Genomic DNA, 15483 nt, shown 5'->3' with positions numbered 1-15483 from the left:
GCGCGTGGCCTCCGACTTACCCGGCAGTCCCGGAGGGCAGCAAGGCGTTGTGCGACACCTCGCTCACGTCGTCCAGCGCGTCGAGCCGCTCGAGCAGGTCGAGCAGCGACTCCAGCGCCTCGGCCGGCGCCTCGACGCGGTTGTTCGGGCGCATCACCACGCCGGCGTGCTCGGCGGCCAGGCCGGCGTCGATCAGCGCCTGCTGCACCATCTCGAAGTTCTCCGGCGAGCACAGCACGATGCTTTCGCCGTGCTCGTTGAGCACGTCGTCGGCGCCGGCTTCCAGCGCCGCCTCCAGCACTTTTTCCTCGGCCGCCGTGTCACCGCCGGTGGCGAACACCAGCTCGCCGCAACGGGTGAACTGGAACGCCACCGAGCCGGAAGTGCCGAGATTGCCGCCGTGCCTGGCCAGCGCATGGCGCACGTCGGCCACGGTGCGGGTGGGATTGTCGGTGAAGCATTCGATGATCAGCGCGATGCCAGCCGGGCCATAGCCCTCGTAGCGCAGCTCCTGCATGTCGGCACCGCCGTCGGCTCCGGAGCCGCGCTTGATCGCGCGCTCGATGGTGTCCTTGGTCATGTTCGCCGACAGCGCCTTGTCCACCGCCGCGCGCAGACGCGGGTTGCCGGCCGGGTCGGCGACGCCGGCGCGGGTGGCCACCGTGATCTCGCGGATCAGCTTGGTGAACACCTTGGCGCGCTTGGCGTCTTCGGCGTTCTTGCGACCTTCGATGGACGGGCCTCTACCCATGGCGATTCCTGCACGCAGCGATTGGACAAGCGGGCGATTTTACCCGAATTCCGCCACCGTGCCGGCTGCCGCGTCCCGCCGTGCCGCGACATGACGCCTCAGTGCGCGGCGGGCGGAAAGCGGCCGTGGCGCAGGAATTCCGCCACCCGCCGGGCCACTTCCTGCGAAAACAGCAGGCCGGTGTGGTTGACCTCGACCACGCAATGGTCGGTCAGGCCCGGCAGGCGGGTTTCCGCCACCGCCACGGTGCCGTCGTGCTCGCCCTCGAAATGGCCCAGCACCGCGCCCAGGCCCAGCGGCAGGCGACCGGCGATCACGCCGACCTCGCGGCGGCCGTCCCAACGCTCGAAGCCCTGCTCCAGCAGGTCGCGGTTGTGCCCCAGCAGCACTTCGCCGCCCCGCCCCCATGCGGCGAACCCGCGCGCGGCGGCACTGCCCTTCAGCGGCGAACCGAGGCAGACGATGCGCCCGGGCGGCGGTGCGCCGTCGAGGCAGGCACGCAGGGCCAGCAGGCCGCCGAGACTGTGCCCGACCAGGTGCACCGCGTCGGCTTCCCCGGCCAGCGCGGCCATCCGCGCCTGCAACCGGTCCAGGATGCGCTGCTGGGTGGCCGCCACGCTGAGGTAGTCGAAGCGGTGCACGCGGAAACCCGCCTCCATCAGCCGATGATGCAGCATGGACAGCGCGAAGCCGCGCATCCACAGGCCGTGCAGCAGGATCACATGGTCAGGCATGGGGGATCACATCCGACGCGTGGCGAAGAAACGGCCATGCGCGCCCAGCGCGGCATCGCCCGGACGACGAGGCAGGCTCAGGTGCCCGCCGCCGCGCCATCCAGCACCTGCACGTGCAGCTCCTTCAGCTGCACCGCGGCGATCGGCGAAGGCGCGTCGGTCATCAGGTCCTGCGCGCTGGTGGTCTTGGGGAAGGCGATCACGTCGCGGATCGACTCGGTGCCGGCCAGCAGCGCGGCGATGCGGTCGATGCCGAACGCCAGGCCGCCGTGCGGCGGCGCGCCGAATTTCAGCGCCTTCAGCAGGAAGCCGAACTTCATCTCGGCCTCCTCTGCGCCGATGCCGAGCAGCTCGAACACCGTGCTCTGCATCTCCGGCCGGTGGATGCGGATCGAGCCGCCGCCGATCTCGTTGCCGTTCAGCACCATGTCGTAGCCGCGGCTCACCGCGTTGTGCGGATCGGCGCGCAGCTGCGCGGCATCGTCCACCTTCGGCGCGGTGAACGGATGATGCAGGGCGACGAAGCGCTGCGCCTCTGCATCGTACTCGAACATCGGGAAGTCGGTGACCCACAGCGGTTTCCAGCTGTCCTCGACCAGGCCGCGATCCTTGCCGGCCTTGAGCCGCAGCGCGCCCATGAAATCGGTGACGGTCTTCCAGCTGCCGGCGCCGAAGAACACGATGTCGCCGCTCTGCGCGCCGGTGGCCTTCAGCACGCCGTCCAGCGCCGCGTCGTCGAGGAACTTCGCCACCGGCGAATTGATGCCGTCGCGGCCCTTGGCCAGATCCTCGACCTTCAGCCAGGCCAGGCCCTTCGCGCCGTAGCGCGCGGCGTATTCGGCCAGGCCGTCGATGTCCTTGCGCGACAGCGTGCCGCCGCCGGGCACGCGCAGCGCGGCGACCCGGCCGGCCGGGTCGTTGGCCGGCTCGGCGAACACCTTGAACTCGACATGCTTCAGCGCGTCGGCCACGTCGACCAGCTCCAGCGCGATGCGCAGGTCCGGCTTGTCCGAACCGAAGCGGCGCATCGCTTCGGCCCAGGTCATGCGCGGGAACACGGCGTCCAGTTCGACGCCCTGCACTTCCTTGAACACGTGGCGGATCAGCTCCTCCACGAAGTCCTGCACGTCCTTTTCCTCGACGAAGGCGAACTCCAGGTCGAGCTGGGTGAACTCCGGCTGGCGGTCGGCGCGCAGGTCCTCGTCGCGGAAGCAGCGGGCGATCTGGTAGTAGCGGTCGAAACCGGCCACCATCAGGATCTGCTTGAACAGCTGCGGCGATTGCGGCAGCGCGTAGAAATGCCCCGGATGCACACGGCTGGGCACCAGGTAGTCGCGCGCGCCTTCGGGCGTGGCCTTGGTCAGGATCGGCGTCTCGATGTCCTGGAAGCCGCGCTCGTCGAGGTAGCGGCGCAGCGCCTGCACCAGCTTGATGCGCTTGCGCATCATCGCCTGCATCTCGGGGCGGCGCAGGTCGAGGTAGCGGTAGGTCATCCGCAGGTCCTCGTTGGGGTTCTCGTGCAGCGCGAACGGCAGGTCCTTCGCCGCGTTGAGCACCTCGACCGTGTCGGCCAGCAGCTCGATGGTGCCGGTCTTCAGCTTGTCGTTGACCGACACGCGCGGACGGATCGTGCCGGTGACGCGCAGGCAGTACTCGTTGCCGATATCGCCGGCAACGGCGAACGCGGCGGCGTTGTCGCGATCGATCACCACCTGGGCCAGTCCCTCGTGGTCGCGCAGATCGACGAACGCCACATGGGCCTGCAGGCGGATCTTGTTGACCCAGCCGCACAGGGTGACGGTCCGGCCGATCATCGACTCATCGATGAGGCCGCAGTAATGCGTGCGCATGCGTTGGAACTCCGGCGTCGCCGCGGCGACTTCAGGCGTGGAAAAGGCTGCGAAGTTTACCACCGCGGCACGGCACGGCGGGCTGGCACGCCGCCGCCGCAGGCCGTCCTGGCCGGACCTACCAGCGCCGGTCGACCAGGAACTCGCCGCGGCAGCCGTGCGCCACCCACACGCCGGCGCGGTTCCAGCCCCAGCTGTAGCCCTCGGTGCAGCGGGCATCGGAGAGCTGCCGTCCCAGCCGCACGCTGCCGTTGCGGCCCACGTCGACCTGGCACATCTGGTATTTCTTCTTGTTGCTGTCGCACTGCAGGCTGATCCGGCGATTCCAGCCCGGACCGGGCCGCCAGCCGCCCTGATCGCCATAGCCACGATCGCGGTCGCGGTAATCGTCGTCGTAGCGGTCGCCATCGCGGTTGTCGTAACGGCCGTTGTCGTAACGGCCGTCATAGCGATCGCCGTAGCCGCCGCGGTCGGCCGGACCGAACAGGCCGCGACAACCGCGATCGACCCACAGGGTATCGCCATCCATGCCCCAGCTCTGGCCGCGGATGCAGTCGGCCTTCGACTCCCGCTTGTACAGCTCGACGTACTGCCACGGCACGGCGCAGCGCGCGTAATGGCCATCGCTGCTCACGCAGCGCACCGGCGCATCCGACTGCGCCCGGACCGGCGGCGCCAGCCCCAGCAGGCCGCCCACGAGCCCGGCCACGACGATCCCGCCCGCCCATCCGCCGATTGCGCCCATCACCCGCCTCCTCGATCCACACCGGACCCGGCACCGGCGCCAGCGTCTTCGGGATCAGCATATCCCGCGTCAGAAAGCGGGAACCGCGCGGGCGTTTTGCCGGTTCAGCTGGCGCTGTCCCTGGAGCCGCCGGGCGCGGGCGCGGCGGCCGGCGCAGGCGCCGGGGCCGCCGCGGGAGTGCCGCCGGGCTGGCTGCCATCGCCGGCCAGGTTGTGCTTCTTCTCGCCGCTCTTCTTGAAGTCAGTCTCGTACCAGCCGCTGCCGGCCAAACGGAACGACGGCGCGCTGACCATCCGCCGCAGGTGCGGGGCATCGCAGGCGGGACAGACGGCGGGATCGGTATCGGACAACTTCTGCAGGCGGTCGAAACGATGGCCGCAATGGCCGCATTCGAATTCGTAGATGGGCATGGAAACTCCGGACACGTCGGCCATCGTGGGCCGGCAACAGGTCATTATCGGGGTGCCAGGGCGGATTTCAACGTGCCCGTCGGCGCATGGTGGCGACCGTGGCGTGGTAGTAGCCTGCGGACCAGGGGCCACACGGGCCGATCGCCGGTCCCCTGCGAAACCCTCATGCACATCCAGGGAATGCGCTTTTTGTGATTTGTCAATTAGACGTCTATACGTCTATTGACGGAGGCAGGTCGCGCCACTAGTCTGCAGTTGCTGCGCCGCAGCAGTCCATGAATCCGGAGAGTTTCCATGAGCAAACGTTCCAGCCCGATCGCCCCGGCATGGCTTCCCGCTGCGGTGCTGCTGGCCCTGGCCGGCAATGTCGCCGCGCAGGACGCCGCCCAGCCCGCGCCGGCCAAGGCCAAGAACCTCAGCGAGGTGATCGTCACCGGCACCCGCTCCGACAGCCGCACCGAAAGCAGTTCGCTGACGCCGATCGACGTGGTCTCGGCCAAGGTGCTGCAGCAGACCGGCACCACCGACCTGCCGACCGCGCTGGCGCGCATCATTCCCTCGCTGAACTTTCCGCGCCCCGCGGCCGCCGATACCGCCGACACCCAGCGCCCCGCGCAACTGCGCGGCCTTTCTCCCGACCAGGTGCTGGTGCTGGTCAACGGCAAGCGCTGGCACCCGGGCGCGATCCTGCTGAACAACGGCGTGATCGGCCGCGGCTCGCAGCCGGTGGATCTCAACACGATCCCGATCTCGGCCATCGACCACATCGAGGTGCTGCGTGACGGCGCCTCGGCGCAGTACGGCTCCGATGCCATCGCCGGCGTGATCAACGTGATCCTCAAAAAGGGCGCCAGCGGCGGCGGCGTGGAGGTGAGCGGCGGCCAGTATTCGGCCGGCGACGGCCGCCAGTGGCAGGGCTCGGCCAACTTCGGCATTCCCCTGAGCGGCGGCCGCGGCTGGCTGCGCTTCGCGCTGGAAAGCGGCAACGAGGACCACACCAACCGCGCCGGCCCGGACAACCGCTCGCCGGCATGGGCGGCGCTCGGCGTCAATTTCCGCCAGGGCGACCCATCGGTGCACAGCAACAACCTGCTGCTCAATGCGCAGTACGACATCACGCCCAACGTGGAGTTCTACGCCTTCGGCCATTTCGGCAAGCGCAACAGCACTTCGCCGGCGTTCTTCCGCTACGGCACGAACGCGCCGACCCCGAACAACCCGCTCATCGCCGGCGTCTACCCCAACGGCTTCCTGCCGCTGGAACGCTCGGACTCCAACGACGCATCGCTGGTGGCCGGCCTGCGCGGCACCGTCGATGGCTGGCGCTGGGACGTCAGCGGCAACTACGGCGGCAACCGCGTCCGCTACGAGACATTCAACAGCCTGAACTACGCCTACCTGCACGACTTCGGCACCACGCCGACCACGTTCCGCGACGGCATCCTGAAGGCCACGCAGCAGTCCTTCGACATCGACGTCGCCAAGGACTTCCGCCCCGGCTGGCTGCCCAACCCGCTCACGGTGGCCTTCGGCACCGAGTACCTGCGCCAGACCTACCGCATCGTGGCGGGCGACCTGCCTTCCTGGTACGTGGGCACTTCGGGCAGGTCCGGCGGCGCGCAGGGCTTCGCCGGCTGGCAGCCGGCCAACGCGGTGAACGCCGCCCGCCACGACGTAGCCGAATACCTCGACTTCGAGACCAACCTCACCGATAAGCTCGGCACCTCGCTGGCGGTGCGCCACGAGGACTACTCCGACTTCGGCAGCACCACCTCGGGCGCGCTGTCCGCGCGCTACGACTTCACCGACCGCTTCGCCCTGCGCGGCGGCGCGTCCACCGGCTTCCGCGCGCCCTCGCTGGGGCAGGAATACTTCTCGCAGATCTCGTCGCTGTTCTACGGCGCCGGCGCCCTGCCCGGCCTCCCCGCCGGCATCTACAACCGGGGCCTGGTGCCGGTGGGCAGCCCGATCGCCACCCTGCTGGGCGCGGAAGCGCTGAAGCCGGAGAAGTCGAAGAACTTCACGCTGGGCGCGGTGTGGAACCCCACCGACGCGCTCAATCTGAGCCTGGACCTGTACCAGATCAACATCCGCAACCGCATCGCGCTGTCGGGCGCCATCTCCACCACCACCCCGTCGGTGGTCAGCTACCTGGCGGCCAACGGCATCAGCAACCTCGACTACAGCAGCATCAGCTACTTCACCAATGCCGCCAACACGCGCACCCGCGGCGTCGACTTCGTGGGCACCTACCTCGCCGACCTGGGCAGCGCCGGCACCCTGACCACGACGCTGAGCGCGAACTACAACCAGAACAAGGTCACCAGCGTCAAACCCAACCCCGCGGTGCTGGCCAACCTCGGCGTGAGCTTCACGCGCCTCAACCGCCAGGACATCAAGGGCTACCTCGCCAATTCCTCGCCGCGCAGCAAGCTGATCCTCGGCGAGCAGTACGACATCGGCAACTGGGGTTTCGTCGGTACGCTCACCCGCTACGGGAGCTACACCAGCTACGTGAGCAGCCTGGCCAGCTACAACCCGGCGAAGGGCATCGTCGACCAGACCTTCAGCCCCAAGTGGATCCTCGACCTGGCGGGCAACTACCGCTGGCAGGGCTGGACCTTCACGCTGGGTGCGGACAACGTGCTGAACACCCACCCCGACAAGAACATCGCCAACAACAACAACCACGGCACGTTGCCGTACTCCACCTTCTCGCCGTTCGGCTACAACGGCGCCTACGTCTACGGCAAGGTGGCGTACCGCTGGTAAGCAGCTGCACCGAAAGGCCCGAAGCCCCGGCCATGCCGGGGCTTCCTTGTTTTGCGGGCGTCGCCAGGCGCAAGCGCGACGGCTGCGAAGCCCGCTACCGGAAGAAAGAACAGCGCTGGCGCGAGGGCGACAAGACGGTGCTCGACCTCGGGTGAGCCCCGGCAGGGCCGGGATCGCGGCGGCGTCCTGCGCCACGACCCCGGCCGGCCGCCGGCGTTTCCTCACCCCTTGCGGAACACCAGGTGCCCGCCTTCGGCGGTAACCTGGACGGTATCGCCCGACTGGAAGCGGCCCTCGAGGATTTCCCTTGCCAGCGGGTTCTCCAACTGCTGCTGGATCGCCCGCTTCAGCGGCCGCGCCCCATAGACCGGGTCGAAGCCGACGTTGCCGAGCAGCGCCAGCGCGTCGTCGCTGACCGACATCTTCAGCTGGCGCTCGGCCAGGCGCTGCTCCAGGTAGGCCAGCTGGATGCGGGCGATCGCGCGGATCTGCGTCTTGTCCAGCGGGCGGAACACCACGATCTCGTCGAGCCGGTTGATGAACTCCGGGCGGAAGTGCGCCTGCACCACGCCCATCACCGACGCCTTCATCTTGGTGTACTGCTCCTCCGCGTCGCCGCCGTCGTCGGATGCGTCCTGGATCATCTGCGAGCCCAGGTTCGAGGTCATCACGATCACGGTGTTGCGGAAGTCCACGGTACGGCCCTGGCCGTCGGTGAGGCGGCCGTCGTCGAGCACCTGCAGCAGGATGTTGAACACGTCTGGATGCGCCTTCTCCACCTCGTCCAGCAGGATCACGCTGTACGGCCGGCGGCGCACCGCCTCGGTGAGGTAGCCGCCCTCCTCGTAGCCGACGTAGCCCGGCGGCGCGCCGACCAGCCGGCTCACCGAGTGCTTCTCCATGAATTCGCTCATGTCGATGCGCACCATCGCGTCGGTGGTGTCGAACATGAACTCGGCCAGCGCCTTGCACAGCTCGGTCTTGCCCACGCCGGTGGGACCGAGGAACAGGAACGAACCGTTCGGCCGGTTCGGGTCGGACAGCCCGGCGCGCGAGCGGCGGATCGCGTCGGACACCGCATGCACCGCCTCGTCCTGGCCGACCACCCGCTTGTGCAGTTCCGTTTCCATGTGCAGCAGCTTGTCGCGCTCGCCTTCGAGCATCTTGCTGACCGGGATGCCGGTCCAGCGGCTGACCACCTCGGCGATTTCCTCGGCGGTGACCTTGGTCTGCACCAGCTTGAAATCCTGCGTCTCGGCGGCCTGCGCCGCAGCCAGCTGCTTTTCCAGCGCCGGCAGCTTGCCGTACTGGATCTCGCTCATCTTGGCGTAGTCCTGCCGGCGCTGGGCGGCATCGAGCTCCTGCCGCGCCTGCTCGATCTGTTCCTTCACCTTGGTCGCGCCCTGCAGCGCGGCCTTCTCGGACTTCCAGATCTCGTTGAGATCGGAGAACTCGCGCTCGAGCTTGCCGATGTCGGTCTCGAGGTCGGCCAGGCGCTGCTTCGACTCGCTGTCCTTCTCCTTCTTCAGCATCTCGCGCTGGATCTTCAGCTGGATCAGCCGGCGCTCCAGCCGGTCGAGTTCCTCCGGCTTGGAGTCGATCTCCATGCGGATGCGCGAGGCGGCCTCGTCCATCAGGTCGATCGCCTTGTCCGGCAGCTGGCGGTCGGCGATGTAGCGATGCGACAGCGTGGCCGCGGCGACGATCGCCGGGTCGGTGATCTCCACGCCGTGGTGCACCGCATAGCGCTCCTTCAGCCCGCGCAGGATCGCGATGGTGTCCTCCACACTCGGCTCGCCCACGAAGACTTTCTGGAAGCGGCGCTCGAGCGCGGCATCCTTCTCGATGTACTTGCGGTATTCGTCCAGCGTAGTGGCGCCGATGCAGTGCAACTCGCCGCGCGCCAGCGCCGGCTTGAGCATGTTGCCGGCGTCCATGGCGCCTTCGGCCTTGCCGGCGCCGACCATGGTATGCAGCTCGTCGATGAACAGGATGATCTGGCCTTCGTTCTTGGCCAGGTCGTTGAGCACGGCCTTCAGGCGCTCCTCGAACTCGCCGCGGAACTTCGCGCCGGCGATCAGCGCGCCCATGTCCAGCGCCAGCACGCGGCGGTCGCGCAGGCCCTCGGGCACCTCGCCCTTGATGATGCGCTGGGCCAGACCCTCGACGATGGCGGTCTTGCCCACGCCGGGCTCGCCGATCAGCACCGGGTTGTTCTTGGTGCGCCGCTGCAGCACCTGGATGGTCCGGCGGATCTCCTCGTCGCGGCCGATCACCGGGTCGAGCTTGCCCGACTCGGCGCGCGCGGTGAGATCGATGCAGTATTTTTCCAGCGCCTGGCGCTGTTCCTCGGCGTTCTCGCTCTGCACCTTCTCGCCGCCGCGCAGCCTCTCGATCGCCGCTTCCAGATGCGCCTTGGTCGCGCCGGCCGCCTTCAGCGCCGCGCCCAGCTCGCCCTTGTCCTCCAGCGCCGCCAGCACGAACAGCTCGCTGGCGATGAACTGGTCGCCGCGCTGCTGCGCCAGCTTGTCGGTGAGGTTGAGCAGGCGGTTGAGGTCGTTGCCGAGATTGACGTTGCCTTCCTGCCCGCTGACCTTCGGCAGGCGCTCCAGCAGGTCGTTGACGCGCTGGTTCAGCAGCGGCACGTTGACCTGGGCCTGGGTCAGCAGCGGCGCGGTCGAGCCGCCCTGCTGGCCGAGCAGCGCGGCCATCACGTGCACCGGTTCGAGCATGTTGTGGTCGCGGCCCACGGCCAGTGACTGCGCGTCGGCCAGCGCCTGCTGGAAACGCGAGGTGAGTTTGTCCATCCGCATGAGTAGGCCCCCGCAAGAGGTGAAAGGTTCCGGCGGACGATGCCGCCACTGCCCGGCTAAATGCGGACAACAGGGAGCGATTCAAGCAAACAGCATGACGACGCGGCGTCAAGGGCCGGCCGCGGCTCAGCCGTCGGCCAACCAGATCAGGCTGGCGAAGCGGCCGCTGCGGGCGCCGTCGCGGCGGTAGGAGTAGAAACGCGCGTCGGCCAGCGTGTCGCAGTCGCTGCCATGGATGTACCGCACGCCGGCCGCCTGCAGCCGGCGCCGCGCCAGCGCGGCGAGGTCGCAGCGCCAGTGGCCGGGCCGGGTCGGCACGAAATGGGCGGCGGCCGCGGCATCGGGGGCCACGAAGGCCTCGCGCACCTCCTCGCCCACCTCGTACGAAGCCGCGCCGATGCACGGCCCCAGCCATGCCAGCAGCCGCGCCGGCGGGGTTTCCAGCTGGGTCAGGGTGGCCTCCAGCACGCCGGCGGCCAGCCCGCGCCAGCCCGCATGGGCCGCGCCGATCTCGCTGCCGTCGGCAGCACAGAACAGCACCGGCAGGCAGTCGGCGGTGAGAATGGCCAGCACCGTGCCGGGAATATGCGACACCGCCGCATCCGCCTGCGGCTCGCTCGCGCCGGGCAGCGGCCCCAGCTGGGCCACGCCGACCCCATGCGCCTGGTGCAGCCAGCGCGGCGCGGACGGCAGGCGCAGTGCCTGCTGCAGGGCGCTGCGGTTGGCTTCGACCGCATCGATCGAATCGCCGCTGCGCAGCCCCAGGTTGAAGCGGTCGAACGGCGCCGCCGAGATGCCCGGCCCCTGCCGCGTGGTGATCGCCGCATGGACCCGCGACGGGGCGGCCCAGTCGGGGAAGATCCAGGTATCGGTCATGGTTTCAGGGCATGAGAATGGGGAACGGCAAGCATCGCACATGCGCCGGCGGCGTTCCTCGCAGTTGCCGTCAGTAATGGTCCGGGCCGTGCTCGGCCAGGTCCGCGCGCAGCGCCTCGATCAGCGCCTGCTGGTCGGCCGGCCGCTTCGCGTCGAACGACAGCGCCTCGCCCGTGGCCGGGTGGACGAACGACAGCTTCTCGGCGTGCAGCGCCTGCCGGCGGAAGCCGCGCAGCGCGGCGGCCAGTCCCGCGGTGGCGCCCTTGGGCAGCTTCAGCCCGCCGCCGTACAGCGGGTCGCCGACCAGCGGGTGGCCGATGTGCGCCATGTGCACCCGGATCTGGTGGGTGCGGCCGGTTTCCAGCTGGCACTGCAGCAGGCTGTGCGCGCGGAAGCGCTCGCGCAGCCGGTAGTGGGTCACGGCATGCTTGCCGTCCTCCTCGTCGCGCACCGCCTGGCGCAGGCGATCGCCCATGCTGCGGCCGATCGGCGCGTCCACCGTGCCGCCGGCCACCAGCGTGCCCAGCACCACCGCCTCGTACTGGCGCTCCACCTCGTGCCGCGACAGCAGGTCGACCAGCGCGGTGTAGGCGGGCAGGGTCCGCGCCACCACCATCAGGCCCGAAGTGTCCTTGTCCAGCCGGTGCACGATGCCCGCCCGCGGCAGCTCGGCCAGCCTCGGGTCGTGGTGCAGCAGCGCGTTGAGCAGGGTGCCGGCCGGGTTGCCGGCGCCGGGGTGGACCACCAGCCCGGCAGGCTTGTCCAGCACCAGCAGGTGCGCGTCCTCGTGCACGACCGCCAGCGCGATGTCCTCCGGCGCGCTGGATACCTCGTTTTCCAGTTCCACCTGCAGGCGCACACGCTCGCCGCCGCGCAGCAGCTGCCGCGGCAGTGCCGGCGCGCCGTCCAGGGTCGCCGCGCCGGACTTGATCCAGCCACTGAGCCGCGAGCGCGAGTAGTCGGGGAACATCTCGGCCAAAGCCTGGTCGAACCTGCGTCCCGCCGCGCCCAGCGGGACTTCCGCCTCGTGCCGGACCGTGGTCATGCCGTCCACCGCGGCCGGCGGCCGGTTTCGGCTATCATGCCTTTTCGCTCAAACATCCGAATTCCTTCCTTATGCGCCCAACGATCGACCCGCCCAAGCTGCCGATGTCCCCGTTGCCTGTCTTGAAAGTGCTTGTGGTGCTCATGCTCGCCGTGTCGATCGGCGCGTGCTCGATGTTCAAGTCCAAAGGCGATTCGATCGACACGATGCCGGTGGACGCGCTGTACAACAACGCGCACAACTCGCTGGAAAACGCCGACTACGCCGCCGCCACCAAGGCCTACCAGCGCCTGATCGCGCGTTTCCCGTCGGGCGACTACAACGAACAGGCCCAGCTCGAGCTGGCCTATGCGCAGTACAAGGACAACCAGCCGGATGATGCCCTGTCGACCGTGAACCGCTTCATCAAGACGTATCCGGCCAACAAGCACGTCGATTATGCCTATTACCTGCGCGGCCTGATCAACTTCGACCGCACCAGCACGTTCCTTGAGCGCTACATCCCCCGCTCCACCTCGAACGCGCGCCGCGACCAGGGCTACAACCTGCAGTCGTTCGACGACTTCTCCGAGCTGTCGCGACGCTTCCCGGACAGCGCCTACACGGCGGATGCGCGCCAGCGCATGATCTACCTGCGCAACGTGCTGGCCCAGTTCGAGATCAACGTGGCCGAATTCTACCTGCGCAACAAGGCCTATATCGCCTCTGCCGATCGCGCGCAGTACGTTATCGAGCACTACCAGCAGTCGCCGCAGACCGGCGACGCGCTGGCCATCCTCAGCCGCAGCTACCTGGCGCTGGACCAGAAGGCGCTGGCCGACCAGAGCCGCCAGGTGCTGGCACTGAACTACCCGAACCACCCCTACCTGACCGACCCCAAATGGCCGCGCGCGCCCTCCACGCTGCGCAAGCTGGTGCCGTTCTCGGGGCACCACTGACCAGGCCGGCTGCGCCTGTTGCCTCCTCTCCCCCCAGGGGGAGAGGGGTAAATGTGCCATGCGGGTTCGGCTTCGGACATGTCGACGAGATCGTCCGCGTCGAGGCTCAATGCCATCCTGAAGTAATCGGATAACGCCGCTCGCGGCCGAACGCGCGGGTGGTCACCCGCGGTCCCGGTGCCGATTGGCGGCGCTTGAACTCGTTCAGCAGCACCAGCCGCACCACCCGGCGCACGGTGTCGGCGCGGAAACCCTGCGCCACGATTTCCGCCTGCGACTGCTCGCCCTCGATGAAGCGCGCCAGGATCGCGTCCAGCTCGTCGTACGGCGGCAGCGAATCCTGGTCGGTCTGGTTGTCGCGCAGTTCAGCCGATGGAGCGCGGTCGATGACTTCTTCCGGGATTGGGGACTGGAGATTCGGGATTCGGAGAAGCTCGTTCTCGCGGAACTGCTGCTCTTCCCCAATCCCGGATCCCGAATCCCGAATCCCGTTCCTCCAACGCGCCAGCCGGTACACCACGGTCTTGTAGACATCCTTCAGCGGTGCGTAGGCGCCGCACATGTCGCCGTACAGCGTGGCGTAGCCCACCGCCATCTCGCTCTTGTTGCCGGTCGCCAGCAGCAACAGGCGGTGCTTGTTGGACAATGCCATCAGCATCGTGCCGCGGATGCGCGACTGCAGGTTTTCCTCGGTGGTGTCGGCCGGCTTGCCGGCGAACGCCGGGGTCAGCGCATCGAGGAAGGCCTGGCAGGTCGCCTCGATCGGGATCACGTGGTAGGCCACGCCGAGCCGCTCCGCCTGGGCGCGCGCGCCGTCCAGCGACAGCTGCGAGGTGTAGCGGGTGGGCATCATCACCGCGGTGACCCGCCCGGCACCCAGCGCGTCGACCGCCAGCGCCAGGGTCAGCGCCGAGTCGATGCCGCCGGACAACCCCAGCAGCACGCCGCCGAAACCGTTCTTGTCGATGTAGTCGCGGGTGCCGCGCAGCAGCGCGGCATACAGCACGGCCTCGGGCGCCTGGTCGGCGGCGACCGGCCAGTCTTGCGCCGACAACGTGCGCGTGGCCGGATCGAATTCGGCCCAGAGCAGCGCATCGACGAAGGCCGGCGCGCGCGCAGCGACCGAGCCGTCGCCGTTCACCAGCAGCGAGCCGCCGTCGTAGACCACCTCGTCCTGGCCGCCCACCAGGTTGAGGTAGGCGACCGCGCAGCCGGTTTCGCGCGCCCGCGCCTGCAGCACTTCCTCGCGCTCGGCCTGCTTCGCGCCATCCCACGGCGAGGCATTGATCACCAGCAGCAGCTCCGCGCCTTCGGCCGCCGCCTGCGCGGCGGGTTCGGGCTGCCACACGTCCTCGCAGATCAGCAGGCCGATCCGCACCCCGTCGACCACCGCGGTGGTCGACTCGTGGCCGGGGCGGAAATAGCGCTTGTCGTCGAACACGCCGTAGTTCGGCAGCGCCTGCTTGTGCGCGGTGCACTCCACCCGGCCGTCGCGCAGCAGGCTGGCCGCGTTGAACACCTCGCCCTCGCTGTGCGGATGGCCGACCAGCGCGGCGATGCCGCGGGCCGTCGTCGCCAGCGCGGCCAGCTCGCCGGCGCAGGCGGCCAGGAAACTGGGCCGCAGCAGCAGGTCCTCCGGCGGGTAGCCGCTCAGGGTCAGCTCGGGAAACGCCACCAGCGCGGCGCCGCCGCGGCGCGCGCGCGCGATCAGCTCGCCGGCCTTCGCGGCATTCGCCGCCACCGCACCGACCGGAAAATCGAACTGCGCAAGCGCGAAGCGTAGGGAGGGCATGCCGACGAATCCGTGTTTCGGGGTAGCTCCCTATGATACCCGAGGCGCCCGCGCGCCCCCGGGCATCAGCCTATCCGCCGGGCCAGCAACAGCGCCGCCAGCGCGAGCATGAGGACGCCCACGGCCACGTCGAACAGCCGCCATGCCACGGGGCTGCGGAACACCGGCAGCAGCGCGCGCGCGCCGTAGCTCAGCGAAAGGAACCACAGCACGCTGGCCGTGGATGCGCCTCCGGCGAATGCCCAGCGGCCGTCGCCGTCGTACTGGGTCGACAGGCTGCCCAGCAGCACCACCGTGTCGAGGTACACGTGCGGGTTGAGCAGGGTGAAGCCCAGGCAGGCGAGCACCACGCGCCGGCGGCTCCCCGCGCCGTCGCTGGCCGGTTGCAGGCCGCTCTCGCCGCGCCAGGCGCGCCACAGCGCCAGTGTCGCGTAGGCGGCCAGGAACGTCGCGCCGGCATAACGCAGCCATTGCAGCAAGCCGGGATGCTGCTGCACCGCCAGGCCCATGCCCGTCACGCCCAGCAGGATCAGGCAGATGTCCGCCAGGATGCACACCAGCACCACGGCAGCGACGTGGTTGCGCTGCAACCCCTGCCGCAGCACGAAGGCATTCTGCGCGCCAATAGCGACGATCAAGCCCGCGCCGGCGCCGAGCCCGGCCAGGTAAGCCGAAGTAAACATGCGGATGCCCTCGGGAAAGGCGGCCACTCTGGCGCAGGCCCGTGCTTCAGTAAAACTAAATATCCTTAAGTGTG

The 15483-nt window shown here is 69.0% G+C and carries 13 protein-coding genes; 3 read left to right on the top strand and 10 right to left on the bottom strand.

Features of this window, described 5'->3' with window-relative positions; genetic code table 11:
* Positions 1–16: 16 nt before the first annotated feature.
* The 5 genes from RHOFW104R8_RS04020 to RHOFW104R8_RS04000 form a co-directional block, all read right to left on the bottom strand.
* Positions 17–751: a YebC/PmpR family DNA-binding transcriptional regulator gene (locus RHOFW104R8_RS04020; protein ID WP_068095282.1), complete on the bottom strand. Its 735-nt coding sequence runs from the start codon at positions 749–751 to the stop codon at positions 17–19.
* A gap of 98 nt (positions 752–849) precedes the next feature.
* The gene (locus RHOFW104R8_RS04015) at positions 850–1485 is read right to left on the bottom strand and encodes an alpha/beta fold hydrolase (protein ID WP_068095284.1); all 636 of its coding nucleotides are present in this window, start codon (positions 1483–1485) and stop codon (positions 850–852) included.
* Between the two features lie 77 nt (positions 1486–1562).
* On the bottom strand, positions 1563–3335 hold the full coding sequence (gene aspS, locus RHOFW104R8_RS04010) for an aspartate--tRNA ligase (RefSeq protein ID WP_068098593.1): 1773 nt from the start codon (positions 3333–3335) through the stop codon (positions 1563–1565).
* A gap of 118 nt (positions 3336–3453) precedes the next feature.
* On the bottom strand, positions 3454–4080 hold the full coding sequence (locus RHOFW104R8_RS04005; RefSeq protein WP_068096477.1) for a DUF3011 domain-containing protein: 627 nt from the start codon (positions 4078–4080) through the stop codon (positions 3454–3456).
* A 104-nt stretch (positions 4081–4184) separates the two neighbouring features.
* Positions 4185–4490, bottom strand: a complete 306-nt coding sequence (locus tag RHOFW104R8_RS04000; RefSeq protein WP_068096479.1) for an FmdB family zinc ribbon protein — start codon at positions 4488–4490, stop codon at positions 4185–4187.
* Positions 4491–4784: 294 nt separating this feature from the next.
* Here RHOFW104R8_RS04000 and RHOFW104R8_RS03995 point away from each other — a divergent pair, with 294 nt between their 5' ends.
* Positions 4785–7262: a TonB-dependent siderophore receptor gene (locus RHOFW104R8_RS03995; RefSeq protein WP_068096484.1), complete on the top strand. Its 2478-nt coding sequence runs from the start codon at positions 4785–4787 to the stop codon at positions 7260–7262.
* A 32-nt stretch (positions 7263–7294) separates the two neighbouring features.
* A complete protein-coding gene (locus RHOFW104R8_RS17935; protein WP_255373117.1) occupies positions 7295–7417 on the top strand; it encodes a hypothetical protein in 123 nt (40 codons plus the stop codon).
* A gap of 66 nt (positions 7418–7483) precedes the next feature.
* Here the strand turns inward: RHOFW104R8_RS17935 and clpB are convergent, their stop codons facing one another.
* From clpB to rluD, 3 genes are all read right to left on the bottom strand, one after another.
* Entirely contained in the window at positions 7484–10075 is a 2592-nt protein-coding gene (gene clpB / locus RHOFW104R8_RS03990; RefSeq protein ID WP_068096486.1) for an ATP-dependent chaperone ClpB, read from the bottom strand.
* A gap of 126 nt (positions 10076–10201) precedes the next feature.
* A complete protein-coding gene (gene pgeF, locus RHOFW104R8_RS03985) occupies positions 10202–10951 on the bottom strand; it encodes a peptidoglycan editing factor PgeF (protein WP_068096487.1) in 750 nt (249 codons plus the stop codon).
* Positions 10952–11021: 70 nt separating this feature from the next.
* Positions 11022–11996 (bottom strand): 23S rRNA pseudouridine(1911/1915/1917) synthase RluD, encoded by a 975-nt coding sequence (gene rluD, locus RHOFW104R8_RS03980; protein ID WP_068096489.1) that lies wholly within the window; start codon positions 11994–11996, stop codon positions 11022–11024.
* A gap of 71 nt (positions 11997–12067) precedes the next feature.
* Between rluD and RHOFW104R8_RS03975 the strand changes: the two genes are divergently transcribed.
* A complete protein-coding gene (locus tag RHOFW104R8_RS03975; protein WP_068096491.1) occupies positions 12068–12934 on the top strand; it encodes an outer membrane protein assembly factor BamD in 867 nt (288 codons plus the stop codon).
* Between the two features lie 106 nt (positions 12935–13040).
* Here the strand turns inward: RHOFW104R8_RS03975 and RHOFW104R8_RS03970 are convergent, their stop codons facing one another.
* Both RHOFW104R8_RS03970 and RHOFW104R8_RS03965 read right to left on the bottom strand, forming a co-directional pair.
* Entirely contained in the window at positions 13041–14726 is a 1686-nt protein-coding gene (locus RHOFW104R8_RS03970) for an NAD+ synthase (protein ID WP_068096493.1), read from the bottom strand.
* A 65-nt stretch (positions 14727–14791) separates the two neighbouring features.
* Complete coding sequence (locus tag RHOFW104R8_RS03965; protein ID WP_068096495.1) at positions 14792–15409, bottom strand: LysE/ArgO family amino acid transporter; 618 nt, start codon at positions 15407–15409, stop codon at positions 14792–14794.
* Positions 15410–15483: the final 74 nt, after the last annotated feature.

Source organism: Rhodanobacter sp. FW104-R8, assembly GCF_001617365.1.
Taxonomy (GTDB): domain Bacteria; phylum Pseudomonadota; class Gammaproteobacteria; order Xanthomonadales; family Rhodanobacteraceae; genus Rhodanobacter.
Note: the sequence above shows the minus strand (reverse complement) of the source record. Positions and strands in the feature narration are given on the sequence as shown.

Coding starts and splice junctions, on each gene's coding strand:
- RHOFW104R8_RS03970 (WP_068096493.1), bottom strand. CDS start 14,726: ATGCCCTCCCTACGCTTCGCGCTTGCGCAGTTCGATTTTCCGGTCGGT.
- RHOFW104R8_RS04015 (WP_068095284.1), bottom strand. CDS start 1,485: ATGCCTGACCATGTGATCCTGCTGCACGGCCTGTGGATGCGCGGCTTC.
- RHOFW104R8_RS03965 (WP_068096495.1), bottom strand. CDS start 15,409: ATGTTTACTTCGGCTTACCTGGCCGGGCTCGGCGCCGGCGCGGGCTTG.
- clpB (WP_068096486.1), bottom strand. CDS start 10,075: ATGCGGATGGACAAACTCACCTCGCGTTTCCAGCAGGCGCTGGCCGAC.
- pgeF (WP_068096487.1), bottom strand. CDS start 10,951: ATGACCGATACCTGGATCTTCCCCGACTGGGCCGCCCCGTCGCGGGTC.
- rluD (WP_068096489.1), bottom strand. CDS start 11,996: ATGACCACGGTCCGGCACGAGGCGGAAGTCCCGCTGGGCGCGGCGGGA.
- RHOFW104R8_RS17935 (WP_255373117.1), top strand. CDS start 7,295: ATGCCGGGGCTTCCTTGTTTTGCGGGCGTCGCCAGGCGCAAGCGCGAC.
- aspS (WP_068098593.1), bottom strand. CDS start 3,335: ATGCGCACGCATTACTGCGGCCTCATCGATGAGTCGATGATCGGCCGG.
- RHOFW104R8_RS04000 (WP_068096479.1), bottom strand. CDS start 4,490: ATGCCCATCTACGAATTCGAATGCGGCCATTGCGGCCATCGTTTCGAC.
- RHOFW104R8_RS04005 (WP_068096477.1), bottom strand. CDS start 4,080: ATGGGCGCAATCGGCGGATGGGCGGGCGGGATCGTCGTGGCCGGGCTC.
- RHOFW104R8_RS03995 (WP_068096484.1), top strand. CDS start 4,785: ATGAGCAAACGTTCCAGCCCGATCGCCCCGGCATGGCTTCCCGCTGCG.
- RHOFW104R8_RS03975 (WP_068096491.1), top strand. CDS start 12,068: ATGCGCCCAACGATCGACCCGCCCAAGCTGCCGATGTCCCCGTTGCCT.
- RHOFW104R8_RS04020 (WP_068095282.1), bottom strand. CDS start 751: ATGGGTAGAGGCCCGTCCATCGAAGGTCGCAAGAACGCCGAAGACGCC.